Source organism: Methylobacterium sp. J-118 (assembly GCF_057836565.1).
Genome location: NZ_JBYQFA010000001.1, coordinates 2,218,973 through 2,243,267, shown reverse-complemented (window position 1 = coordinate 2,243,267; position 24,295 = coordinate 2,218,973). Strand labels below are relative to the sequence as shown.

The following is a 24,295-nucleotide window of genomic DNA, read 5'->3' as shown; positions in this document are numbered from 1 at the left end:
AAGCGCAGCGGAGGCCTCAAAGGAGCCCTCCAGGGATCGCAGCGCCTTCTGGAGCCCTCCTTCGAGGCCCGCTTCGCGGGCACCTCAGGATGAGGCCGAGGATTGGAGAAACGCTTTCTGAACGGCTCTCTGAGTCGGCACGGAGCGGACTCCTGCATCGAACCTCGGCCGGGGTAGAATCTTCAAACCACCAGATTCACGATCCGCCCCGGCACCACGATCACCTTCCGCGGCGCCTTGCCCTCCAGCACCCGCTGGACCGCCTCCAGGGCCAGCGTCGCCGCCTCGACCGCCTTGGCGTCGGCGTCGCGCGGCACGGTCACGTCCGCCCGCTTCTTGCCGTTGATCTGGACCGGCAGGGTGATCTCGTCCTCGACGAGCAGCCCGGCCTCCGCCTCCGGCCAGGGCGCCTGCGCGGCGAGGCCGGAGCGCCCCAGAACCAGCCAGCACTCCTCTGCCAGATGCGGCATCATCGGTGCGATGAGCTGGACCAGGATGCCAGCCGCCTCCGTGGCGGCCGCGGGCGTGACCGGACCGCGCAGGCCATCCTCCAGGGCGTTGGCCAGGGTGTAGATGTGGGCGACGCACCGGTTGAAGCGCAGGCGCTCGATATCGTCCTGCACGGAGGCCAGGGCCCGGTGGGCGGCCTTGCGCAGGGGCAGATCGGCGGCGCCGTCTCCCGTCGCCTGTCCGGCGGCGTTGACCAGCCGCCAGACCTTCTGGACGAACCGGGCGGCGCCCTGCACCCCCTCCTCGGTCCAGATCACGTCGCGCTCCGGCGGCGAATCGGACAGCATGAACCAGCGCGCCGTGTCGGCCCCGTAGCTCGCGATGATGTCGTCCGGGTCGACCACGTTCTTCTTGGACTTCGACATCTTCTCGATCGGGCCGATCGCGATCGGCGCCTGAGTTTTCACGTGAAACGCGCGGCGCTCGCCCTCCTCGGTGGTGAAGCGGATCTCGGCCGGGGTCACCCAGGCGCCGGCGGCGTCCTTGTAGGTCTCGTGGACGACCATCCCTTGCGTGAACAGCCCGGCGAAGGGCTCGGACACCCCGGACCAGCCGGTCTCGCGCATCGCCCGCATGAAGAACCGGGCGTAGAGCAGGTGCAGGATCGCGTGCTCGATGCCGCCGATATACTGGTCCACCGCCAGCCAATGGTCGACCACGGCCCGGTCGGTGGGGGCGTCGGTGAGCCAGGGCGCGGTGAAGCGGGCATAGTACCAGGACGAATCGACGAACGTGTCCATCGTGTCGGTCTCGCGCCGGGCCGGGGCGCCGCAGCGCGGGCAGGGCACGTCGCGCCAGGCCCGGTCGCGCTCCAGCGGGTTGCCGGGCTGGTCGAAGGAGACTTCGTCCGGCAGCTTCACCGGCAGGTCGGAGACCGGCACCGGGACCGGGCCGCAGGACTCGCAATGGATGATCGGGATCGGGCAGCCCCAGTAGCGCTGGCGCGAGACGCCCCAGTCGCGCAGGCGGAACTGGACCTTGCGGGTCGCGACCCCCTCCCCTTCGAGCCGCCGGGCCACGGCCTCGAAGGCCGCGTCGGTGGTCATGCCATCGAGGAAGCGCGAATGGATCATCCGCCCATCCTCGACATAGGCGGTGTCGGTGATGACGAACGTCGCCGGGTCCTGGCCCTCGGGGCAGACCACCGGGGTGTTGCCGAGCCCGTACTTGTTGGCGAAGTCGAGGTCGCGCTGGTCGTGGGCCGGGCAGCCGAACACCGCGCCGGTGCCGTATTCCATCAGCACGAAATTCGCCACGTAGACCGGCAGCTCCCAGGACGGGTCGAGGGGGTGGCGCACGGTCAGGCCGGTGTCGAAGCCGTGCTTCTCGGCGGTGTCGATCGCGGCCTGCGCGGTGCCGGTGCGGCGGCATTCCTCGATGAAGGCCTGGAGGCCGGGCCTGTCTGCGGCCAGCGCCGCGGCGAGCGGGTGATCGGCGGCGATCGCCAGGAACTTGGCGCCGAACAGCGTGTCGGGCCGGGTCGTGTAGACGGTGACCGAATCGGAGGCGCCGGCCACCGGACGGGCCAGGGCGAACCGGACTTCCAGCCCCTCGGAGCGGCCGATCCAGTTCTTCTGCATCAGCCGGACCTTTTCCGGCCAGCGGTCCAGCCCGTCGAGGGCAATCAGCAGATCCTCGGCGAAGTCGGTGATCTTGAAGAACCACTGGGTCAGCTCGCGCTGCTCGACCAGGGCGCCAGAGCGCCAGCCGCGCCCGTCGATCACCTGCTCGTTGGCCAGCACCGTGTGGTCCACCGGGTCCCAGTTCACCTTGGCGGTGCGGCGGGTGACGAGGCCCTTGTCCAGGAAGTCCAGGAACATGCGCTGCTGGTGCTTGTAATAATCGGGGTCGCAGGTGGCGATCTCCCGGCTCCAGTCCAGCGACAGGCCCATGGCCTTCAGCTGGTCGCGCATCGACGCGATGTTGGCGTAGGTCCAGTCCCGCGGGTTGACCTTGCGCTCCATGGCGGCGTTCTCGGCCGGCAGGCCGAAGGCGTCCCAGCCCATCGGGTGGAGCACGTTGAAGCCCCGGGCGCGCTTGTAGCGGGCGACCACGTCGCCCATGGCGTAGTTGCGGACATGGCCCATGTGGATGCGCCCCGACGGGTAGGGGAACATCTCCAGCACGTAGTATTTCGGCCGGCCGTCGGCATTGTCGGTCTCGAACAGGCGCCGCTCGGCCCAGGCCTCCTGCCAGCGCGGCTCGGCATCCTTGGCGTTGTAACGCTCGACGGGCTGGGGGGCGGTGCTGGTCATGGATCCGGCGGAATGAGGGGCTCGTCGGCCGTTCCGGGGAACACCGACGGCACGGTGGATCCGCGATAGCATATCTGCGCCGGAGCCGGTCAACGCAGGGCGCGATTCGGGCTTGCGCGGGGCGCGCCAGCACATAGGTCGATGAATAACACGATACACGAGGGCGGCCGTCTCCGGCCTGTTCCAACCCAACCCCCCTCATCCTGAGGTGCCCGCGAAGCGGGCCTCGAAGGAGCCCTCCAGGGATCGCGCGGCTGGCTGGAGGGCTCCTTCGAGGCCTCCGCTACGCTCCGGCACCTCAGGATGAGGGGATGGGTTGGACAGCTGGTCGCGGGAGGGCGCCGCATCGTCATCGTGTCGGCTTCCGGCAGCGTTAGGACAAACCCATCATGGACGACGCGATCACCGCCCCGAACGCCCTGCCCACGGACGGGATGGGTCACCCGACCGCGAAGCTGCCGGTCGGACAGGCCGACGTGGCGGCCGGGCTCGCCGAGGTGCGGGCCGCCATCGCCCAGGCGGCCGAGGATTCGGAGCGCGACCCGGCGACGGTGCAGCTGGTCGCCGTCTCCAAGACCGTGCCGGCCGCGGGCATCCTGCCGGCGCTCGAGGCGGGGCAGCGGGTCTTCGGGGAGAATTACGTCCAGGAATCCACCGCGAAATGGCCCGACCTGCGGGCCCGCTACCCGGATGTCGAGCTGCATCTCGTCGGCCCCTTGCAATCCAACAAGGCCCGGGAGGCGGTCGCCCTGTTCGACGTGATCCACGCCCTCGACCGCCCGTCGCTGGCCGCCGCCCTCGCCAAGGAGATCGCCCGGTCCGGCCGCACGCCGAAGCTGCTGATCCAGGTCAATACCGGTGCCGAGCCGCAGAAGGGCGGCGTCCTGCCCGACCAGCTCGCCACCCTGCTGTCCGAATGCCGCGAGACCCATGGGCTGGCCATCCAGGGGCTGATGTGCATCCCCCCGGCGGAGGATCCGCCCTCGGCCCATTTCGCCCTGCTGGCCCGGCTGGCGCAGGCGCACGGCCTGCCGATCCTCTCGATGGGCATGAGCGCGGATTTCCCGGCGGCGATCCAGCTCGGCGCGACCCATGTCCGGGTCGGCACCGCGATCTTCGGCGCGCGGACCCGGAAGGCCTGAGGTGCGCATGACGATTCCCTTCAAGGCCGTCCGGGACCGCTGAAACGCGGATTCCGCCTATCGCGCGGCGCACGCGGCGATCGGGCTCGAAATGGACCTCGCTTTCGCCAGGGCCGAGGCGCGCGCGAAGCGGATCCGGACAGGGGGTGCCCGATCCAGCGCGACCCCGCGGAGACCTGACGGCCGCGCTCACCCGATCCGCAGATAGGTCCGCGGCCCGAGCCGCCGGAGCAGGCGCAGCAGGTCGGCCCGGGCCAGGGCGACGCAGCCCTCCGTGGGGCGGTAGCCGTCCCGGGCGACGTGCAGGAAGATCGCCGAGCCCCGCCCCTTCCGGATCGGCGCGCGGTTGTAGTCGAGGTCGATCACGACGTCGTAGAGCCCGTCGCCCCGCCACAGCGCCTCGGCGCTCACGCCGGGGGCCGGGAGGCGGATCGGCCGGTTGTAGCGGCGGTCCCGGCGATCGTCGCACCAGCCGTCGTCGGGCCGGGTCGGGCGCAGGGGCAGCGCGGTGCGCGGACGGATGCCGAGATGGTCGGGCCGGTAGGCGCCGCCGCGCAGCCGGAACCGCCCGCGCGGCGAGCCGCCGTCGCCCTCGCGCTTGTCGCTGACGATGCCCCCGGCCCCGAGGGCGCAGGGGATGACCGCCGGCCCGACCAGCAGCTGGCCCCGGCATCGGTCGCCGACCACCGCCCGTACCCGGATCTCCCGGACCGACTGCCGGACACCATCAGCCTGCCCGCTCGGCCGTCGCCCCATCGTCGCCCTCCCCCTTCGCCGCCGACCGGACGGGCCGGCGCGGCGCGATTTATGCCCGATCTCCGCACCCGGTCCGGTAAAAATTGCGCACAAGGCAATTTCCGGCCACAAAGGCCGCCCTATCCTTGGCCGGAACCCGGGCAGCCAAGCCGGGATTCGGGGGGATCGGCCCGGCGCCCGCGCCGTGGCGACGGAGGCCTTTGAATTCCAGCGCGTCCCGCCCCGCAGCAACCCCCTTCGCCGGGGCGGTCCCCGCTCCGGCGGGGACAATGATGTGGAAACGAAAGCCTCCGCAGAATCGCCGCGCGATCCTGCCAACAACCGCGAGTCATCGCACGCCGCCGCCCGGGAGGATCACCCTCCCCGCCGGCAGCCTGCCCTGGGACCTGGACGATGCCGAATGCCTACCGCCTGCTGATCTGCGACGACGACGCGATCCTGCGCGACACCCTCACCGAGCAGCTCGATCACGACGAGGAATTCTCGGTGCTCACCGAGGCGAACGCCGCCGACGCGATCCGGCGGGTGGCCGCCGAGCGCATCGACCTCGCGGTGATGGATGTCGGCCTGCCCGATATCGACGGGCGCGAGGCCGTGCGCCGGATGCGGGCCGGGGGGTTCCGCGGGCCGGTGATCATGCTCACCGCCCAGGATTCCGAGGCGGACCACGTCGAGGGCCTGGAGGCCGGCGCAAACGACTACGTCACCAAGCCGTTCAAATTCGGCATCCTGCTGGCCCGGATCCGCGCGCACCTGCGCAGCCACGAGGCCTCCGAGGACGCGGTGTTCCAGATCGGCCCCTACACGTTCCGGCCCGGCGCCAAGCTGCTGGTCGGCGAGCGCGGCTCGAAGCTCAAGCTCACCGAGAAAGAGACCGCGATCCTGCGCTTCCTCTACCGGGCGGGCCGGGCGGTGGTGAACCGGGACACGCTGCTGGCCGAGGTCTGGGGCTACAACGCCCACGTCACCACCCACACCCTGGAGACGCATATCTACCGGCTGCGCCAGAAGATCGAGCCGAACCCCGCCACCGCCGCGATCCTCGTCACGGAGGGCGGCGGATACAAGTTGCTGCCCTGACGAAAAGAAGTTTTACGTATAGGCGAACTGGTCGGTTCGCGTATGCGCAGGGTGGTGAGGCGTTCTTGGGGCTCGACGACGATATCGCGATCCTCGCGGCCGCGCCGCTGTTCGGCTTCCTCGACCGGGACGCCCTGCGCCTGCTGACCTTCGCGGCCGAGCGGCGGGACCTCGCGGAGGGCGACCTGCTGTTCGACCGCGGCGATCCGGCCGATGGCGGCTTCGTCGTGATGGCCGGGACGATCCGGCTCGAACCCCGGGACGCCAGGACCGAGCCGGTGCGGGCCGGCCGCTCCGCCCTGATCGGACAGCTCGCCCTGTTCGTGCGCGGCACCCGGCCGACCGCGGCCCGGGCCGTGGAGGATGCCGCGGTCATGCGGATCACCCCGACGCTGATGCGCCGGGTGCTGGAGGAGTTCCCCGAGGCCGCCCAGGCGGTCCACGACACCCTGGCCGACGACCTCGCCGGCCTGGTGGCCGATCTCGATCACGTGCGCGGGCTTCTCGACGTCATCGACGGCATCTCCTCAGGTGACAGCCCCGGTGGCCGCTTGTAAGCACGGGCCTCCCGCCACGAGAGTTCCGATCCTTCATGTCCCAGGCCGGCACGCCTCCTTCCGATCCCGCCCAGTCCGATCTTGCCCGTACCATCGAGGCCGCCTGGGAGGACCGCGCCGGCATCTCGACCGCCACACGGGGTGCCGTGCGCGAGGCGGTGGAGGCGGCCCTGGAGCTGCTCGATTCCGGCAAGGCCCGGGTCGCCGAGAAGAGCGGCAACCACGATTGGGTGGTCAACCAGTGGCTCAAGAAGGCGGTGCTGCTGTCCTTCCGCCTCAACGACATGGCGGCGATCGAGGGCGGCCCCGGCGGCGCGCCCTGGTGGGACAAGGTCGCATCGAAATTCGCCGGTTGGGGCGAAGCCGAGTTCCGGGCTGCCGGCCTGCGCGCCGTGCCGGGCTGCTTCGTCCGCCGCGGCGCCTACATCGCGCCGGGCGCCGTGCTGATGCCGAGCTTCGTCAATCTCGGCGCCCATGTGGGCGCGGGCACGATGGTCGACACCTGGGTGACGATCGGCTCCTGCGCGCAGGTGGGCAAGAACTGCCACATCTCCGGCGGCGCCGGCATCGCGGGCGTGCTGGAGCCGCTCCAGGCCAACCCGGTGATCATCGAGGACGATTGCTTTATCGGCGCCCGCGCCGAGGTGGCCGAGGGTGTCATCGTCGGCCAGGGCAGCGTCCTGTCGATGGGCGTCTATATCGGCGCCTCCACCAAGATCGTCGACCGCACCACCGGCGAGGTGATGTACGGCCGCGTGCCGCCCTACTCGGTGGTGGTCTCCGGCACGATGCCCGGCAAGGCCCTGCCGGACGGCTCCCCCGGCCCGGGCCTGTACTGCGCGGTGATCGTCAAGCGCGTCGATGCCGGCACCCGCTCCAAGACCGCCATCAACGAGCTGCTGCGCACCTGAAGCGCCGTCTGCTGCGCGCCAGGGCTTTGCCCTGGCAACCCACCAAAGGGCATGGCCCTTTGGGATCCCCGATCGGGTGGACCGCCGGATGGACACGCAGGCGCTGAACCTCACGGTGGCGGGCCGGCCGGTGCCGACCCCGTGTGACCTGATCGGGCACGGGCCGGAGGCGCTGCTGCTCCCGGCCCTGTCGACCATCTCGGCGCGGGCCGAGATGCAGGCCCTCGCCCGCGCCCTCGGGTCCGACTATCGCTGCCGCATCCCCGACTGGCCGGGCTTCGGCGCCCGGCCGCGGGCGCGGATGCCGCTGGAACCCGCGACCTTCCACGCCTTCCTCGACGCGCTGCTCGACGCCGCCCCCGGCCCCTACGCCCTCGGGGTCGCGGCCGGCCACGCCGCCGGCTATCTGGTCGCGGCGGCGCGGCGCCACCCCAAAACCTTCGCCCGGCTGGTGCTGGTGGCGCCGACCTGGCGGGGGCCGCTGCCCACCGCGATGCCGGGCCGCGCCCACTGGTTCCCGCGCATCCGCCGGGCCGTGGAGGCGCCGCTCCTCGGCGAGGCGCTCTACCGGATCAACATCAGCCCGCCGATCATCGGCCGGATGATGCGCGCCCATGTCTATGCCGATGCCGGCCGGGTGACCCCGGCCCTGATCCGCGACAAGCACGCGATCACCCGCCAGCGCAACGGCCGGTTCGGCACCGCCGCCTTCGTCACCGGCGGCCTCGACCCGGTGGCGAGCCGGGCGGCGTTCCTGGCCCTGTTCGACGACGGCCTGCCGCCGACCCTGGTGCTGCGGCCCGGGAATGCCCCGCGCCGCTCCGGCGCCGAGATGGACGCGCTGATCGCCGGCGGCCGGGTGACGGGCGCCGCGATCCCCGGGGCGCTCAGCCCGCACGAGGAATTCCCCGCCGCGGTCGCGGCGGCGATCCAGGGAGGTTAGCCGGCGAAGTTATGGTTTCACGAGGTCCGTGACCGTTTGCGGGTGCGGGGCGAGCCTTGCTGCCGCGCGGCGCCGTCCGCTCCGTCAGGGTCAGCCCTTGGGACGCCCGGGTTCAACGCGCCGGGGCGGGGCGCTGCGGGCATCGTGATCACGCCGCGGTGGTCGGGGAAGCGGGCGCGCTGGAGGGGATCCGGCCCGGTGACGAGCAGCCGCGTCCGGAACGACACCGGGCTGACGCAGAGCAGGTCGCCCCGCTGGGCCCTGTCGTCGGGCACGAGCAGGGCGGTGGCGAGATAGCGGCTCTCGGCCCGGACCCAGAGGGGGATCGGCAGGCCCCAGCGCCGGGCCAGATGCGCCCCGGCATCAGCGCACCGCCGCCGTAGGGGGCGAGTTCGACGAATCACCCGTGCTCGGCGCGGTCGGCACCGAGCGCATCGAGGGCCTCGCGGAGGCGGTCGTGGTCGAGCGGCTGAGCCATGCCCGGTTGGGCGGGACGCGGACACGCGGCGTTCGCGCGATTGGCCCCCCGGGTCAACGCCACCGCACCGGCAAGGGCGCCCCCTGGACAGCGCGGAGGGCCTGTGCACGGACTGAACCGGCCGGCCGTGCCGTTCGTCTTCGGAGGCGGGGCCCGTCTCTCCGTTCGAAACCGCCACGGATCCGATGCTGCGCACCCTGTCCCTGTCGGCCCTCGCCGTCCTGCTCGCCGCCGCGCCGGTGCGCGCCGAGGATCCGCCCCCCGCCGCGCCGTCCCTCGGGGCCGACACGCTCAAGCCCGGCAGGCCGGCGGTCAAGCCCTATCTAGCGGACACGGCGCTCCCCGACGCCGTCCGGATCCTGCCGCCGCCGCCGGCCCACAACGCCCCCCTCGACATGGCCGACCGGGCGGCCTTCGCCAACACCCGCGCCCTCAAGGGCAGCCCGCGCTGGGAGATCGCCGCCAACGACGTGGCCGAGGGGGCGGCCGCGGTGCTGGAGAACTTCGCCTGCGTGCTCGGCACCCGGATCGACCAAGCCCGGGTGCCGGCGGTGATCACCCTGCTGGAGCGCGCCCGGCTCGACCTCGCCCATGCGACCCGGGGCCCGAAGGTCCATTACCGCCGGCTGCGCCCGTTCGTGGGCAACGAGGCGCCGATCTGCGTCCAGCGGACCCAGGCGCTCGCCGACAGCTTCAGCTACCCGTCCGGCCACGCGACCCAGGGCTGGGCCTACGCGCTGATCCTGGCGTCCCTGGTCCCCGAGAAGGCGACCGCGATCCTGGCGCGGGGCCGGGCCTATGGCGAGAGCCGGGTCGTGTGCGGGGTCCATTGGCTCAGCGACGTGGCGGCCGGGCGCCTCACCGGCACGACGGTCTTCGCCGCGCTGATGGGCGATCCGGGCTTTCGGGCCGATCTCGACAGGGCGCGGGCCGAGCTCCGGGGGGCCCTGTCGGGGGGCGGCTCAGCCCCCGACCAGGCCGTCTGCACCCGGGAGTCCGAGGCCCTGCGGGAGCCGCCGCTGGAGTTCTGAATCTCGAACAATTCCAGGTTTGAACACTTCTAAGTGTGTGATTTGCAACACTTTTTCGGCTTGATCAAGACCCCGTGAACGGACGATCCTGAGGTTGCGCGCCACCGTCGCGATGCATCCGAGGATTCGACATGTCCCCACGTTCCACCCCCCTCGGGCCGCTTCTCGCTGCCGCGGCCCTGTCTGCCGCCGCCGCGCCGCACGCCGCCGCGCAGGGCGCGCGCGTGCAGCTCGACCAGATCTCCGTGGAGGCCGCCGGCCCCGGACCCGCGATCCCGGCCGGTTCCGGCCTGGGGGGCGCCAATGTCAGCGGCGGCGACGGCGGCACGTCGGCCACCAGCGGCGGCGGCGGCGGCCCCTCGGGGATCACCGGCTACGTCGCCCGCGTCAGCCCCACCGCCACCAAGACCAACACGGCGCTGATCGAGGCGCCGCAATCGATCTCCGTGGTCACCCGGGAGCAGCTCAACGACCGCAACGTCCAGAGCCTCAACGAGGCGCTGGCCTACACGCCGGGGGTCTCCAACAACGTGTTCGGCTTCGACCCGCGCTTCGATTCGTTCTACATCCGCGGCTTCGACGAGACCTACACGGGGGTGTTCCGCGACGGTCTGCGTCAATCCGGCGTCGGCTTCTCGGCCCCCCGGATCGAGCCCTACGGGGCCGAAGCGGTCACCATCCTGCGGGGCCCGGCCTCGGGCCTCTACGGGCTCGGCTCGCCGGGCGGCATCGTCGACGTCACGTCGAAACGGCCGGTCTTCGTGCCCTTCGGCGAGGTCTGGTTCCAGGGCGGCAATTTCGATCGCTATCAGGGCAATTTCGATCTCGGCAGCCCGGTCGAAGGGTCCGACGGCACCCTGGCCTACCGGCTGACCGGCGCCTTCCGCGACGCCAACACGTTCCTGCCGAGCGGCACGGACAACCGCTTCACGATCGCCCCGGCCGTGACCTGGAAGCCCTCGGCCGACACGACGTTCACGCTGCTCACGGAGTACCAGCGCTCGAAGACCCCCGGCGTTTCGACCTTCTACAACGCCCCGGGCTTCGTGGTGACGCGCCTGTACCAGGGCGATGCCAGCTTCAACGCCATCACCCAGGAATCCTATCGGATCGGCTACGCCTTCGAGCACACCTTCACGCCCGACCTGATCTTCCGACAGAATGTCCGCTATCAGAATGTCAACACGACGCTGGCCTACACCCAGATCGACAGCGTCACAGGGCTGTCGGCCCAGCGCGAGAACGGGCTGATCCAGGACCGGCTCGGCTCGGTGGCGCTGGACAATCAGCTCGAAGCCCGTCTGGTCACCGGCCCGGTGCGCCACACCCTGATCGGCGGCTTGGATTATCTCCACTACGATTACCGACGCCAGGCCGGTTTCGGGCTGATCCCGGACCTCGACCTCACGGGTGTCACCGACTTCTCGACCTTCCGCGCCCGCACCTTCGTGCCACGCCCGGCCCTCACCTCCGCGTCGGACCAGACGCAGGACCAGGTCGGCCTCTACATCCAGGAGCAGGCCAAGTTCGACCGCTTCGTCCTGACCCTCACGGGCCGCCAGGACTTCGTGAGCCAATCCACCCGCAGCGGCACGCCGGACAGCCTCGGCGCGGCGCAGAGCCGGAACGATGCGGTGTTCACCGGCCGCGTCGGCCTGAACTACCTGCTGGCGCCGGGCCTCGTGCCCTACGCGAGCTACGCGACCACCTTCACGCCGCAACTCGGCGTCGACATCAACGGCCGCTCGTTCAAGCCCGCCACGGGCGACCAGATCGAGGCCGGCGTCAAATACGCCATCCCCGGCACCGCCATCACCGGCGCGTTCGCGGGCTTCGACATCGTGCAGTCGAGCGTCCTGCAGACCGACCCGACCAACGTCGCCAACACGGTGGCGAGCGGATCCGTGGAATCCAAGGGCTTCGAGGCGGAGCTGACGGCCAACTTCGCGCCGGGCACGAACCTGACCTTCGCCTATACCCACCTCGACCTGCGCTACCTCACCGCGACCTATCCCGGTTCGACGCGATCGATCAGCGGGAACGCGGTCTCGGGTATCCCGGGGGATACCCTGGCGGTCTTCGGGACCTACCAGTTCCCGCCCGCCTCGCCGCTGCGCGGCCTGCAGGTCGGCGGCGGCGTCCGTTTCTCAGGCACCAGCTTCACCGACGACCTCAACACCGTGCGCAACCCGACCGTGACGCAGTTCGACGCGCTGGTGGCCTACGACTTCGCGGCGCTGGATCCGAAGTACAAAGGCGTCCGGGCGCAGATCAACGCGTTCAACATCTTCGACCGGGATTACGCCACCTGCCAGGCGGGCTTCTGCTACCGCGGCGCCCCGGCGACCGTGATCGGCAGCCTGATCTACCGCTGGTAGCGGGCCCCCGGGGTCGGGGGAGCATGGCAGGCCCCCGCCCCCGGCACTGGAGGTCGGCGCGCAATCCGTCCTAAGGCCGGGGCCTCCTCGTCCGACCCGAGCCGCCCATGCTCTCGACCCTCCCGGTCGTGCTGCCGATCTTCGCGCTGATCCTCGCGGGCTGGCTGGCCCGGCGGATCGGCGTGCTCGGCGCCGCCGCCACCACGGAACTCAACCGCTTCGTGGTCTTCCTGGCCCTGCCGGCCCTGCTGTTCGACGTCACCGCCCACGCCCATTGGAGCGCCCTCTGGAAGCCCGGCTTCATCGGCGCCTTCGGGTTGAGCAGCCTCGCGGTCTTCGCACTCACCGTCCTGCTCCGGTGCGGCGCCGGGCGCCCCCTGGCCGACGCCGCCGTGGACGGGCTCAATGCCGGCTACGCCAATACCGGCTTCATGGGCTTCCCCCTGGCGCTCGCCGCCTTCGGGCCGGAGGCGCTCGCCCCCACCACGGTGGCGGTGATCCTCACGGTCTGCGCGGTGTTCGCGGTGGCGATCGTGCTGATCGAGACCGGGCTCCGGCGGGGGGCGGCGGCGGGCGGGCCGGACGGCCCGCGCGTGCCCGTCTGGCTCGCGGTCGGCCGCTCGCTGGTGCGCAACCCGCTCCTGGTGGCGCCCGCCCTGGGAGCCCTGGTGCCGAGCCTCGGCCTCACCCTGCCGGCGCCCGTGGAGACGTTCCTCAAGCTCCTCGGGGGCGCGGCCTCGCCCTGCGCCCTGGTGGCGCTCGGCCTGTTCCTGGCGCAGACGCGCCGGCGCCGGGAGGCTCAGGGGCGGATCGCCGCGCTGCTGGTCGGGCTGAAGCTCGCCGCCCATCCCCTGCTCGCCTACGGGCTCGGCCGCTACGTGTTCGCCCTGCCGCCGCTCCTGCTCCACCTCGCCGTGCTGATGGCCGCGCTGCCCACCGGCACCGGCCCGTTCATGCTGGCGGAGTTCTACCGGCGCGAGGCCGATCTCACCGCCACGGTGGTCCTGGTCTCCACCGTGCTGGCGGTGCTGACGGTCTCGGGCTACCTGGCGACACTCTGAGAAACCGGGCGACCATGCTCCCGCCGCAGACACCATGTTAACCGGAAATCGGAACACGCGGCCTCACGCGTCGTGGCGCCGCACGCCATGTCCGCGCTAGAACAGGTCGGTGAAGCGGGGCGGAACGACGGCTGATGGTGGGTTCGGGCGTATCGGTTGTGGGGCGGATCGCACGCCTCGCCTGCGTGGGCGGTCTGGGCTTGAGCCTGTCGGCCTGTTTCCGTCCGCTCTACGGGCCGACCGCCTCCGGCGTTCCGGTCCAGGCGCTGCTGGCCTCCGTGCAGGTCGACGACGTAGCGATGGCCCAGGGTCAGGAACGGCTCGGGCATTACCTGCGCAGCGAATTGGTCTTCGACCTCGACGGGTCGGGCCAGCCGGCGACCAAGACCTACCGGCTGAAGCTCTCGGGCTCCGAGATCGTGCAGACCCCGATCGTGTCCTCGACCACGGGCCGGGCCGAGGCGGGCACGCTGGTGGCCAACATCAAGTACAGCCTGGAGGACATGGCGGGCACCAAGGTCTACAGCGAGGGGGTCGCCACCTCGACCGCGACCTACGACCGCTCGGTCCAGCGCTTCGCCAGCCAGCGGGCGGCGCGGGACGCCGAGATCCGGCTCGCCAGCGTGCTCTCCGACCAGATCAAGGGCCGCCTCGCCGCCGTCCTCTCGACCAAGCCGTGAGCCGGCCTTGACGGCCGTCAAGGCGGGCGAGATCGAGGGGCTGATCCGGCGCGGGCCCGATCCGCGCATCCCGGTGATCCTGGTCTATGGCCCCGATACCGGACTCGTGACCGAGCGGGCCCGCAAGCTCGCCGAGGATTTCGTCGCAGACCCGGCCGATCCCTTCGCCCTGGTGCGGATCGATGGCGACGCCCTGGCGTCCGATCCGGGCCGCCTCTGCGACGAGGCCGGGACGATGGGCCTGTTCGGCGGGCGCCGGTCGATCTGGGTCCGGCCCGGGACGCGCAACTACGCGCCGGCCGTCGAGGCGGTGCTCGGCGCCGCGATCGCCGATGCGCGCATCGTCGTGGAGGGCGGCGACCTCGCCAAGAACAATCCGCTGCGCACCCTGTGCGAGCGCTCGACCCGGGCGCTGGCGATCCCGTGCTACGCGGACGACGAGCGGACGCTCGCCGAGCTGATCGACCGCACCCTCCAGGAGCGGGGCCTGCGGATCGACCGCGCCGCCCGGGAGGTCCTGGCCCGCAGCCTCGGCGGCGACCGCCGGGCGAGCCTGATGGAGATCGAAAAGCTCGCCCTCTACGCGGCCGGGGCGGGGCAGGGGGACACGGTCGTGACGCTGGATCACGTGGAGGCCATCACCAGCGATGTGGCCGCGAGCGTGCTCAACACCCTGATCGACGCCGCTTTCGACGGCCGCCGCGATGCGGTGGAGCGGGAGTACCGGCGCTTCCGGCACGAGGGGCTGGACCCGGGCGTGGTGCTGGGCTCGGCCCTGCGGCACGCCCTGACCCTGCTGACGACCCGCCTGGACAATCCGGAGAAGACGCCGGCCCTGATGGTGGCGACGTGGCGGGGCTTGCATTTCAAGCGCAGGGCGAGCCTGGAGGGGCAGCTCGGCACCTGGGGGCCCGGCACCCTGCGTCAGGCCGTGGCGGCCCTCCAGGCGGCGATCCTCGCCTGTCGGCGGGCCGAGCCGGACCTGGCCCACGCGCTGGCCTCCGCGGCTTTGCTGCGGGTCGCGGAGGCGGGGGCGCGCCGACGGCGGTAAGAGGTCCGGATCCGCGCGTCCCCCTCCCCCCTCTGCGGGGGAGGGAGAGACTCGGAACGGGCTTCCTACTTTCCTTTGGGAACCCCGCCTTCGCTCAGCCGTCCGAGACCTTGAACCGGTTCAGAAGCCCCTGCAGCTCGTCCGGGGTCTCGTAGCGGATCCGGATCTCGCCGGAGGCCTCGTCCTTGGGCCGGTAGGACACCTCGACGCCCAGGGCGCGGCGGATCCGCAATTCCAGGTCGCGGACCGGCGCGGCGCGCTCGGCCGAGAGGCGCGGGCGGCCGGGGCGGGGGGTGTCGGCGGGCTCGGCCTCCGCCGACGCGATCGCCTCCACCTGCCGCACCGACAGGCCCTCGACCACCACCCGGCGGGCCAAGGCCTCCGGATCCTTCACCGGCAGCAGCGCCCGGGCGTGGCCGGCGGTGAGTTCGCCCGCCGACAGCCGGTCCTGCACGGAGGGCGGCAGGTTGAGCAGGCGCAGGGTGTTGGCGAGATGGCTGCGGCTCTTGCCCAGGATCTCGGCCAGGTCCTTCTGGGTGTAGGCGAAATCCTGCATCAGGCGCTCGTAGCCCGTCGCCTCCTCGATCGGGTTGAGGTCGCTGCGCTGGACATTCTCCAGGATGGCGAATTCCAGGGAGGCCCGGTCGTCGATCTCGACCACCACCACCGGCACCTCGTCGAGCCCGGCCCGCTGGGCCGCCCGCCAGCGGCGCTCGCCGGCGACGATCTCGAACGTCCCCGGCACGTCGCCGATCGGGCGGACCACGATCGGCTGGATCAGGCCGCGCTGGGTGATCGAGGTCGCCAGTTCCGCCAGTTCCACCTCGCCAAAGCTGCGCCGCGGGTTGCGCGGGTTCGGCCGCAGGAACTCGATGGCGACCTTGCGCTGTCCCTCGACCTTGGCCGGAGCCGGCCCGGCATCGCCGAAATCGCCGATCAGCGCGGCGAGACCGCGCCCCAGCCGGGGTCTTGCCCCCTCCTCCGCCATGCTTGCCACCCGTGTCACGCTCCACACTCACCCCCCGCTCCGGGGGGGCTCACCGGGGACCGCCGAACCGCGTTCGGCGCCCCATTCAGGCTCAGGCCGCCGCCGGCACCCGGCCCTCGCGCTGGATCACCTCGGAGGCCAGGCGCAGATAGGCCTGGCTGCCGGCGCATTTCAGGTCGTACAGCAGGGCCGGCTTGCCGTGCGAGGGCGCCTCGGAGATCCGGACGTTGCGCGGAATCACCGTCTCGTAGACCTTGTCGCCCATGAAGCCGCGGACATCCGCCACCACCTGGGCGGAGAGGTTGTTGCGCGGATCGTACATGGTCAGCACGATCCCCTGGATCGTCAGCTTCGGGTTGAGCGCCCCGCGGACCTGCTCGACGGTGCGCAGGAGCTGGCTCAAGCCCTCCAGGGCGAAGAACTCGCATTGCAGCGGCACCAGCACCGCGTCGGCTGCCGCCAGGGCGTTGATGGTCAGCAGGTTGAGCGAGGGCGGGCAGTCGATCAGCACGTAGCTGATCCGGCTCAGGCTCGGGGCCTGGGTCAGGCTCTTGAGCATGCTGCGCAGCCGGTGCGCCCGGTCGGGCAGGGTGGCCAGCTCCAGCTCCAGCCCGAGGAGATCCATGGTCGAGGGCGCGATCGACAGCCGCGGCACCGCCGTGGGGATCACCGCCTGGGCGAGGGACGCCTCCCCGGCCATGACCTCGTAGGTGGAGACCCGCCGGTTCGCCCGGTCGATCCCCAGCCCCGTGGAGGCGTTGCCCTGCGGATCGAGGTCGATGACCAGAACGTCCTCGCCGATCGCCGCGAGCGCGGTGCCGAGGTTGATCGCCGTCGTGGTCTTGCCGACGCCGCCCTTCTGGTTGGCGAGCGCCAGCACGCGCAGGGGACGACGCACGGACGAGTCCAGGGACCGGTCGGCAGGCTCGCCGAGGAGGGCTTCGCTCATCGATGACTCGGGGCGGCGAGGGCGGTGACGCGCACGATTCGGGCTTCGGAATCGGTCCGGCTCGGCACGAGGTCGTTAACGACTCTCCACTGCGCGGCCGCCTGGGTCAATTCGGCTTGCGCGTCCCTGCCCTTCGGAAACAAGCCGGTGGTGCCCGTTTTCAACAGCGGCTCGGTCCAGGCGAGGAGCTGGGCGAGGGGCGCCAGGGCCCGGGCGCAGACGATCTCGGTCCCCGCATAGTCGCCGATCACCGCCTCGATCCGGGCGTTGCGCACCCGGACCGGGGCACCGGTGAGCCGGGCGGTCTCGGTGAGGAAGGCGCATTTGCGCGCGTTGCTCTCCACCAGATCGACCCGGATGCCCCGCTCCGCCCCGGCGATGGCGAGGATCAGCCCCGGGATCCCCGCTCCGGAGCCGAGATCGAGCCAGGTCCGGGCCTCCGGCGCCAGATCGAGGAGCTGGAGGGCGTCGTCGACGTGCCGGCTCCAGACCTCCGCCAGGGTGGCCGGGCCGACGAGGTTCTTGATCGGCTGCCAGCGCCGGAGCTGGGCCACGTAGAGGTCGAGGCGCTCGGCTGTTTCACGTGAAACATTCGCGGCCGCGAGGACACGCGCGCGGTCGGGGTCGGTCATGGGCGGGTTGAGACCTTCGCCATGCCGACTATCGTCCCGGGCGATCCCATCCTCGACCTCATCCTGAGGTGCGGCGAAGCCGCCTCGAAGGAGGGCTCCAGGGATCGCAGTGGTTTCTGGAGGGCTCCTTCGAGGCCTCCGCTCCGCTCCGGCACCTCAGGATGAGGTAGAGGGTGGGATGACGCGGACCTAGTTCCGGGGTCGGCGGGTATCCCCGCCCTGCTCAACCGCATCACCGGCCCACCGTGGCAACGCGCTCGCCCCGCCTTGCATGCGCAGCCAGCAGCGTCAGCGCGGCAGGCGTCACGCCCTCGATCCGCGCCGCCTGCCCCAGGGTGCCGGGACGCACGGTCTCCAGCTTCGTGCGCATCTCGTTCGACAGGCCGCTGATCGCCGCGTAGTCCAGGCCCGCCGGCAGGCGCACGGCCTCGTCCCGGCGGAAGGCCGCGATGTCGGCGTTCTGCCGGTCGAGATAGACCGCGTAGGTCGCGTCGGTCTTGAGCCGGTCGGCGATGCGCGGCGCCACGGATGCGAGATCCGGCCAGATCGCCGCGAGGTCCCGCCATTCGATCTCCGGATAGGCGAGCAGCTGGAACGCCGTCCGGCGGATGCCGTCGCGGTTCAGGCTGATCCCGTGCCCGGCCGCCTGGCTCGGCGTCAGGGTCAGGGCGTCCAGCCGGGCGCGGGCCCCGGCGAGCGCCCCGTGGGACGCGGCGAAATGGGCCGCGCGGGCCGAGCCGACACAGCCCAGATCAATCCCGCGCGGGGTCAGCCGGGCATCGGCGTTGTCGACCCGCAGGGACAGCCGGTACTCCGAGCGCGAGGTGAACATCCGGTAGGGCTCGCTGACCCCGTGGGTCACGAGGTCGTCGATCATGACGCCGAGATAGGATTCGGCCCGGTCGAAGGTCGCGACGTCGAGGCCGCCGGCGTGGCGCGCGGCGTTCAGGCCCGCCACCAGCCCCTGCCCCGCCGCCTCCTCGTAGCCGGTGGTGCCGTTGATCTGCCCGGCCAGGAACAGGCCGGGCCGGCGCTTCACCTGGAGGCCCGTGTCGAGTTCCCGGGGGTCGACGTAATCGTACTCGATGGCGTAGCCCGGCCGCAGGATCTCGACCCGTTCCAGGCCCGGGATCAGCCGGACGAGGTCGTGCTGCACCGCCTCGGGCAAGGCGGTGGAGATGCCGTTCGGGTAGATGGTGGGATCCTCGAGTCCTTCCGGTTCCAAGAAGATCTGGTGGCCCTCCCGGTCGCCGAAACGCACCACCTTGTCCTCGATCGACGGGCAGTAGCGCGGCCCCCGGCTGGCGATGCCGCCGGAATACATCGGCGAGCGGTGCAGGTTGGCGCGGATCAGGTCGTGGACCGCCCGGGTGGTCCGGGTGATGCCGCAGCGGATCTGCGGATTGGTGATCGCCTCGGTGAGCGTCGAGAACGGCACCGGCTCGGCATCGGCCTCCTGCATCTCCAGCCCGGCCCAGTCGATGGTCCGGCCGTCGAGGCGCGGCGGCGTCCCGGTCTTCAGGCGCCCGAGGCGCAGGTCGAGGCGGTCGAGGGTCCGGGCCAGCCCGAGGGCGGGCGCCTCGCCGACCCGGCCGGCCGGGATCTGGCGCTCGCCGATATGGATCAGGCCGCGCAGGAAGGTGCCGGTGGTCAGCACCACCGCGCCGCAGGCGAGGCTGCGCCCATCCGCCAGGACGAGGCCCCGGATGTGTCCCTCCGCATCCAGGGCGAGATCCTCGCAGGCGCCCGCCACCACGGTCAGGCCCGCGGTCCCGGTGACGGCCGCCTGCATGGCGGCGGCGTAGAGCTTCCGGTCCGCCTGGGTCCGGGGTCCGCGCACGGCCGGGCCCTTCCGGCGGTTGAGCAGGCGGAACTGGATGCCGGCGGCGTCCGCGACCCGGCCCATCAGCCCGTCCAGGGCATCGACCTCGCGCACCACGTGGCCCTTGCCGAGGCCGCCGATGGCGGGGTTGCACGACATCGCCCCGATCGTCGCCGGATCGTGCGTGACCAGCACGGTGCGGGCGCCGCAGCGCGCCGCGGCGGCGGCGGCCTCGACGCCGGCATGGCCGCCACCGACGACCGCGACGTCGAACCGGTCGAGGGAGGGAATGGGCATCGGGTGACGAACAGCCTCGGGCAGGGGGTGCCGCGCCGAGCCGGCGGGCGGGGGCGGGGTGCCGGCCGGTCTAGCGCATCGCCCCGGAAACCGGAACCGGGCCGATGCGCGGGCGCCACGGCATCTCCGGCCGCCCCGCCCCGCCTCGTCGGCGAAGACAGTCTTTTCCGCGATCGAGACCTGCGGCCGGGTCATGCGCCGCCGCTATACTGTCCTCGGGCGGGTGACGACTTGCGGGACCGCGCTTGCCAGCCGGTTCGGCCCGTGCAAATCTTGCGCTGTCCCCGATTCCTGCGCGGACGCCGGTGTTCGGCAGGCACCCGGGAGACCTCGCTTCGCGGCGTCGCAGGGCGGCGCGCGAGGGGGAGACCACGATGTCGTCGCTCGCCATCGGCCTGGGCGCCACCTGTTGCGCGGCCGGCGCCGCCGCCCATTTCCTCGACACCACCCGGCGCCAGGAGGGCCTGTTCGGCCTCGCGGGTTTCGGCCTGCTGCTGACCGGGATGTACCTGACCCGCGCCTAGGGCCGGGCGCCCGTATCAGCCGGTCATGGCCGTGGCCGTGTAGCCCGCCCTGGTCAGGGCCTCGGCGACGACAAGCGCCTGCGCGTCCGTGCGGATCGCCACGCGCCCCGCATCCCGATCCACCTGAATCTCGGCCCCGGGATCGAGGCGCTTCACCGTGCGGGTCACCGCGGCGGCACAGCCGTCGCAGGTCATGCCCTCGACCCGCATCAGCAGATCGGCGCGCGTCGTATCCATTCGAGCCTCCGTGAACCATGTGGCCGGAATGTCGGGGCCCGGTGCGACCCGCGCAAGTCGCGGCTCAGAACAGGGCCGGCATCCGGAACGCGTAGTCGATCCGCAGGCCGAACTGATACTGGTTCGGATCGCCGAACGGCCGGCGCACCAGCGGGCTGTTGCCGGAGGCGCCGAGGATCCGGTTGTAGCCGGCATAGGCCGTGTAGGCCCAGGTCTCGCTCTGCGTGTAGGTCACGGCGCCGAGCACGCCCGCCGAATAGAAGCTGCGCGGATCGTAGGCGGTGACACGCCCGTTCAGCGTCGCCTCGACCGGGGAGACGCCGAAATACTTCCGGGCGTAGCTGCCGTCGCCGATGTTGAACCGCGGCCCCAGGGAGAACAGGAACTTCTCCGTCGGGATCAGGTAATCGGCCGCCAGGGAGCTCACCGTGCCGTGATGCCCGTAGACGCCCTGCCGGACCTCCACGCGGGTGCGGATGAAGGAGACCGGGTAGAACTCCACGAACACCCCGGGCTCGACCGCGAAGCGCGCGTCGCGGAAGCCGAACAGGTGGCGCCGGTCGTCGCTGTAGTAGCGCCCCGGCACGAAGCGCGCGGTCGGTCCGATCCGGAACATCTCGTTGTCGTAGAGGGCCAGGCTGAAGCCGTCATCCGGCGTCGAGAAGCGGCGCGGCTCGCCGACCTTGCGGATGTCGATCGAGGGATAGCCCACCGCCGTGTAGTCGCTGGCCCCGGGATAGCGCGGGATCGCCTGGATCGAGGCGCCCAGCGTGACGATCCAGGTGGTGGGATCGACCATCGCGAAGGTTGGGGTCTGGCGGGGAAGATCAGGGGCGAGATCCGCCGCCCGGGATGCGGTCGTGCCGCCGGCGGCGAGGAGCGCACCTGCGGCGAGAACGGCGCGGAGACGGAGATTACGCGGGGGTACGGGCGTCATGGCCCCGCTTTATGGCGCCTTTTGCTTGCCGGCGCATTTGCAAGACGCGCAACCCGCCCCGGACCAGCGCGCAAACGGGCGGGCCGTGACGATTCAGCAACGTTTCGGGCGGCGGCGGCGTCACACTCCGCGGAATTCACACGGGTCGGGCCGCCATCGCCTTTCCTCAGCCTTGCCGCGCCGGTCGCACCGGGCCAATGATCCGATGATTCGGATCGCGCCCGGCGGGGCTTCGCCCGGGACCTCCCCGGCGACCGGTGCGTGACCCCGGCAGGTGTTCAGACGATGGTCCCGGTCCTCGGCCGGTACGCGGGGCTGTTGACGGTCGCCCTCCTCGGGCTCGTCGTGTTCGGGCCGCTCGCCGTGTTCCTGCCGCTCTGGAGCGCCCTGACCCTCGGCGCCGTGGCGGCCGGGGTGTCCGGCCTCGCCCTCACGCGCATCGCCACCCTGAAGGCACGCTGCGAGAAGCTGTCGGGCGAGGTCGATCTCCTGTCCCGGCGCCTGCTCAAGGTCGAGACCACCGCCCTGCCCGCGCCGTCGCTTTCCGAGCCGGGCGAGACGGCGGCGCTCCGGGCCCAGATCGAGGAGCTGAGCGTCGAGCTCGGCCTCCTCAGCGGTATCGTGCGCGACCTCACCGGGGTGGTGAGCACGCAGGATGCCGAGATCGCGGGCCTGAAAGCCCGGCCTGCGCCGGCCCCCCCGGCGGTACCGGTCGCAGCGGCGCCGGAGCCGGTTCCGCCGCGGGTGGCGGCGGCGCCCCCGCCCGTCCCCGGGCCGCCGGCGGCCGCGCCGATCCCGCCGCGCCCGATCCCCCCGGTCCCAAGTCAGCCCCGGCCGATCCCGCCCGTGCCGCCCAGATGGGACCCGGAGAGCGAGGCCGCGATCCTCCGGGCGTTCGAGGGGGAGGGGCTGGAGATCCACCTGCAGCCGGTCGTCAGCCTGCCCCAGCGCAAGGTCGTGGCCTACGAGGCGCTGGCCCGGTTGCGGATCGGTGACCCCGGCGCTCCGGCGGTGGAGCCCGAGGCGTTCCTCCCGGTGCTGGAGCGGTACGGCCGCACCACCGAACTCGACCGCCGCATGCTCCAGCGGGCCGCCCTCGTGGTCCGCCACCTCGCCCGCCGGGGCAGCGACACCATGCTCACCTACGGCCTCTCGCCGCTGTCGCTGTTCGAGCCCGGCCTGCTGCGCGAGCTGGCCCGCACGGCCGCGGACGATCCGGCGCTGGCCGGGCTGGTGATCGCCCTGCCCCAGGCGAGCTGGCGGAGCCTCGACGCCGGCCAGCGCGGCCTCCTGGCGCCGCTGCGCGGCCGGATCGGGTTCAGCCTCGACCGCCCGGACGATCTGCGCTTCGACCCAGCGGACTGCGCCGCCCTCGGCATCGGCCAGGTCAAGGTGCCGGTCGAGATGCTGCTGCGGCCGGACGCCGCCGGGGGCAGCCTCTCGGATATCGCCGTGGAGGACACGGCACCGGCCCTGGCGCGGGCCGGGATCCGCCTCGTCGCCACCGGCGTCTCGGACGAGGCGGACGTCCCCGACCTGATCGACCTCGACGTGCCCTTCGCCCAGGGCGGGGCCTTCGCGACGCCGCGCCCCGTGCGGGCCGAGGTCCTGGCCGCCCTGCCGCCCGACACGCCCGCGCCCCCCACCGAGCCGGCCCCCGAGCGGCGCCCGTTCCGCTCCGTCCTGCGCCGGGCCGTCTGACCGCCCGGGCCGGCCTCCGTTCACCAGTAGATCTGCAGGCGCCCCACGACGGTGTCGACCGAGAACGGCGCCGTGCCGAAGGCCGCGACCTGGGACTCGCCCGGCCGGACCCGCCCGTGGACGTAGTTCGCGATGAGCCGGAGATTCGGCTCCGGGTACCAGCTCAGGCCGAGGGTCGCGTCCTGCTCGGTGCCGCCGCGGAAGCCCCGGGCGTTCAGGTCGATGGCACTGTAGCGGGCGGCCAGCTCGAACACGCCGGCGCCCCCCCGGGAGACGCGCTGCCCCTCCGCCACCTGCACCCCCTTGAAGGTCGCGTAGGTGGTGCCGCCCTGGGGCGTCAGCGCGTAGGCGCGGCCCGCCCCGTTCAGCACCCAGGCGGCCTCCACGTAGCCGCCCTGGAAGCCGAGGCCGGCGGCGGGCACGCCGGGCCCGCCGAACGGCTGGAGCTCGGTGCGGAGATATTCCGCCTGGAGCAGGAACGGGCCGGTCCGGTAGGCGAATTCGGCCCCGATCCGGGTGACGCTCGCCGCGTCGGGGAGATCGCCGGTATCGACCAGGGGCCGCGCGAACAGGGCCGTGCCCGCCGGGCTGGAGAAGCTGAACGGGCCGTCGTCCCGGGACCGGCGGCGATAGATCGCCGCGAGCCCCAGATGCAGGGTCTCGCGCTCCTCCAGGAATGGCGCCAGGGTGGCGCGGGCCGCCACTGCCACGCCGTCCCCCGCGATGCCGTTGCTGGCGGCGTTGCCGAACACCCCGGCCACGGCGGTCCAGGCCTGCCCGTGCCGCCCGATCGCGGCGCCGAACCGGCGCTCCGGCACGAGGGCGTTGGCCACCGAGCGCTCGACGAACAGGGTGTTGTTGTTGCTCTGCAGCCATTCCAGGCTGAACGGCACCTTCATGTTGCCGAGCGTTACGATCGTGTCCGGCCCCCCCTTCCAGGCGACGAAGGCGTCGTTGATCGGCAGCATGGGATCGCTGAAATCGTACTGGAAGGCGATCACCCAGTCCCGGCCGATCGTCAGCGTCGGCTCGATCCAGGCACGGCGCACCGCGACGGTGTCGGGAAACGCCCGGGACAGGTCGAGCCCGCCGGCCGAGGCCCCGCCGGCATCGATGTGGAGCCGCCCCCCGATCTGCAGGGTCACGTCGGGCTCGGGAAAGGTCAGGCTCAGACCCTTGGCGTCGTAGCGCAGGCGCTCCCCGTAGGGCCCGGCCATGCCCTCGAACCCGTCATCCCCGGCGCTGGCCGGGGCCGACAGGGCGAGGGAGGCGGCGAGGAGGGCCGGGGCACGGGTTCTGATCACCGCGCGAGCAGAGAGCAGGTTCGCGCCGAGACGCCAGCATCCTGGATCAGCCGAGCCCGAAAATCCCGGGG

At 72.1% G+C, this 24,295-nt stretch carries 22 protein-coding genes; 12 read left to right on the top strand and 10 right to left on the bottom strand.

Annotated features, from left to right (window positions below; translation table 11 throughout):
- Positions 1–182 precede the first annotated feature (182 nt).
- Complete coding sequence (leuS, locus tag AC3IF3_RS10805) at positions 183–2,765, bottom strand: leucine--tRNA ligase (protein WP_489228706.1); 2,583 nt, start codon at positions 2,763–2,765, stop codon at positions 183–185.
- 389 nt (positions 2,766–3,154) lie between these two features.
- Here leuS and AC3IF3_RS10800 point away from each other — a divergent pair, with 389 nt between their 5' ends.
- Positions 3,155–3,907 carry a YggS family pyridoxal phosphate-dependent enzyme gene (locus AC3IF3_RS10800; RefSeq protein ID WP_489228705.1) on the top strand — a complete coding sequence of 251 codons (753 nt, stop codon included), beginning with the start codon at positions 3,155–3,157 and terminating at the stop codon, positions 3,905–3,907.
- Between the two features lie 189 nt (positions 3,908–4,096).
- Here AC3IF3_RS10800 and AC3IF3_RS10795 read toward each other — a convergent pair whose 3' ends face one another.
- A complete protein-coding gene (locus AC3IF3_RS10795) occupies positions 4,097–4,663 on the bottom strand; it encodes a L,D-transpeptidase family protein (RefSeq protein ID WP_489215835.1) in 567 nt (188 codons plus the stop codon).
- A gap of 393 nt (positions 4,664–5,056) precedes the next feature.
- Between AC3IF3_RS10795 and AC3IF3_RS10790 the strand changes: the two genes are divergently transcribed.
- The 4 genes from AC3IF3_RS10790 (at position 5,057) to AC3IF3_RS10775 (ending at position 8,154) form a co-directional block, all read left to right on the top strand.
- Positions 5,057–5,743, top strand: coding sequence for a response regulator transcription factor (locus tag AC3IF3_RS10790; protein ID WP_489228704.1), 687 nt, complete (start codon positions 5,057–5,059; stop codon positions 5,741–5,743).
- Positions 5,744–5,808: 65 nt separating this feature from the next.
- On the top strand, positions 5,809–6,300 hold the full coding sequence (locus AC3IF3_RS10785; protein ID WP_243965258.1) for a cyclic nucleotide-binding domain-containing protein: 492 nt from the start codon (positions 5,809–5,811) through the stop codon (positions 6,298–6,300).
- 35 nt (positions 6,301–6,335) lie between these two features.
- Positions 6,336–7,211 carry a 2,3,4,5-tetrahydropyridine-2,6-dicarboxylate N-succinyltransferase gene (gene dapD / locus AC3IF3_RS10780; protein WP_489215832.1) on the top strand — a complete coding sequence of 292 codons (876 nt, stop codon included), beginning with the start codon at positions 6,336–6,338 and terminating at the stop codon, positions 7,209–7,211.
- An 88-nt stretch (positions 7,212–7,299) separates the two neighbouring features.
- Positions 7,300–8,154, top strand: coding sequence for an alpha/beta fold hydrolase (locus AC3IF3_RS10775; RefSeq protein ID WP_489231277.1), 855 nt, complete (start codon positions 7,300–7,302; stop codon positions 8,152–8,154).
- 17 nt (positions 8,155–8,171) lie between these two features.
- Here AC3IF3_RS10775 and AC3IF3_RS10770 read toward each other — a convergent pair whose 3' ends face one another.
- Entirely contained in the window at positions 8,172–8,558 is a 387-nt protein-coding gene (locus AC3IF3_RS10770) for a hypothetical protein (protein ID WP_489228702.1), read from the bottom strand.
- Between the two features lie 259 nt (positions 8,559–8,817).
- Between AC3IF3_RS10770 and AC3IF3_RS10765 the strand changes: the two genes are divergently transcribed.
- From AC3IF3_RS10765 to holA, 5 genes are all read left to right on the top strand, one after another.
- A complete protein-coding gene (locus AC3IF3_RS10765; protein WP_489228700.1) occupies positions 8,818–9,663 on the top strand; it encodes an acid phosphatase in 846 nt (281 codons plus the stop codon).
- 131 nt (positions 9,664–9,794) lie between these two features.
- On the top strand, positions 9,795–12,041 hold the full coding sequence (locus tag AC3IF3_RS10760) for a TonB-dependent siderophore receptor (protein ID WP_489228698.1): 2,247 nt from the start codon (positions 9,795–9,797) through the stop codon (positions 12,039–12,041).
- A 107-nt stretch (positions 12,042–12,148) separates the two neighbouring features.
- Positions 12,149–13,102: an AEC family transporter gene (locus AC3IF3_RS10755; RefSeq protein ID WP_489215824.1), complete on the top strand. Its 954-nt coding sequence runs from the start codon at positions 12,149–12,151 to the stop codon at positions 13,100–13,102.
- A 134-nt stretch (positions 13,103–13,236) separates the two neighbouring features.
- Positions 13,237–13,782: an LPS assembly lipoprotein LptE gene (locus tag AC3IF3_RS10750; protein ID WP_243965251.1), complete on the top strand. Its 546-nt coding sequence runs from the start codon at positions 13,237–13,239 to the stop codon at positions 13,780–13,782.
- Positions 13,783–13,789: 7 nt separating this feature from the next.
- The gene (holA, locus tag AC3IF3_RS10745; protein WP_243965249.1) at positions 13,790–14,833 is read left to right on the top strand and encodes a DNA polymerase III subunit delta; all 1,044 of its coding nucleotides are present in this window, start codon (positions 13,790–13,792) and stop codon (positions 14,831–14,833) included.
- A 94-nt stretch (positions 14,834–14,927) separates the two neighbouring features.
- Here the strand turns inward: holA and AC3IF3_RS10740 are convergent, their stop codons facing one another.
- From AC3IF3_RS10740 to mnmG, 4 genes are all read right to left on the bottom strand, one after another.
- Positions 14,928–15,821 carry a ParB/RepB/Spo0J family partition protein gene (locus tag AC3IF3_RS10740; RefSeq protein WP_243965272.1) on the bottom strand — a complete coding sequence of 298 codons (894 nt, stop codon included), beginning with the start codon at positions 15,819–15,821 and terminating at the stop codon, positions 14,928–14,930.
- A gap of 91 nt (positions 15,822–15,912) precedes the next feature.
- Positions 15,913–16,770: a ParA family protein gene (locus tag AC3IF3_RS10735; protein WP_243965247.1), complete on the bottom strand. Its 858-nt coding sequence runs from the start codon at positions 16,768–16,770 to the stop codon at positions 15,913–15,915.
- Complete coding sequence (gene rsmG, locus AC3IF3_RS10730; RefSeq protein WP_243965243.1) at positions 16,767–17,402, bottom strand: 16S rRNA (guanine(527)-N(7))-methyltransferase RsmG; 636 nt, start codon at positions 17,400–17,402, stop codon at positions 16,767–16,769. The genes AC3IF3_RS10735 and rsmG overlap by 4 nt, the downstream gene beginning before the upstream one ends.
- A gap of 232 nt (positions 17,403–17,634) precedes the next feature.
- Positions 17,635–19,521 (bottom strand): tRNA uridine-5-carboxymethylaminomethyl(34) synthesis enzyme MnmG, encoded by a 1,887-nt coding sequence (mnmG, locus tag AC3IF3_RS10725; protein WP_489228696.1) that lies wholly within the window; start codon positions 19,519–19,521, stop codon positions 17,635–17,637.
- Between the two features lie 374 nt (positions 19,522–19,895).
- Here mnmG and AC3IF3_RS10720 point away from each other — a divergent pair, with 374 nt between their 5' ends.
- Positions 19,896–20,045 (top strand): hypothetical protein, encoded by a 150-nt coding sequence (locus AC3IF3_RS10720; protein ID WP_243965237.1) that lies wholly within the window; start codon positions 19,896–19,898, stop codon positions 20,043–20,045.
- A 15-nt stretch (positions 20,046–20,060) separates the two neighbouring features.
- On the opposite strand, the gene AC3IF3_RS10715 is transcribed toward AC3IF3_RS10720, so the two are convergent.
- Positions 20,061–20,282, bottom strand: coding sequence for a heavy-metal-associated domain-containing protein (locus AC3IF3_RS10715; protein WP_243965235.1), 222 nt, complete (start codon positions 20,280–20,282; stop codon positions 20,061–20,063).
- A 64-nt stretch (positions 20,283–20,346) separates the two neighbouring features.
- Positions 20,347–21,219 carry a MipA/OmpV family protein gene (locus AC3IF3_RS10710; protein ID WP_489228695.1) on the bottom strand — a complete coding sequence of 291 codons (873 nt, stop codon included), beginning with the start codon at positions 21,217–21,219 and terminating at the stop codon, positions 20,347–20,349.
- Between the two features lie 285 nt (positions 21,220–21,504).
- On the opposite strand from AC3IF3_RS10710, the gene AC3IF3_RS10705 reads away from it, so the two are divergent.
- A complete protein-coding gene (locus AC3IF3_RS10705; RefSeq protein WP_489228693.1) occupies positions 21,505–22,920 on the top strand; it encodes an EAL domain-containing protein in 1,416 nt (471 codons plus the stop codon).
- Between the two features lie 20 nt (positions 22,921–22,940).
- Here the strand turns inward: AC3IF3_RS10705 and AC3IF3_RS10700 are convergent, their stop codons facing one another.
- Positions 22,941–24,224 carry an OprO/OprP family phosphate-selective porin gene (locus AC3IF3_RS10700; RefSeq protein WP_489228692.1) on the bottom strand — a complete coding sequence of 428 codons (1,284 nt, stop codon included), beginning with the start codon at positions 24,222–24,224 and terminating at the stop codon, positions 22,941–22,943.
- Positions 24,225–24,295 lie beyond the last annotated feature (71 nt).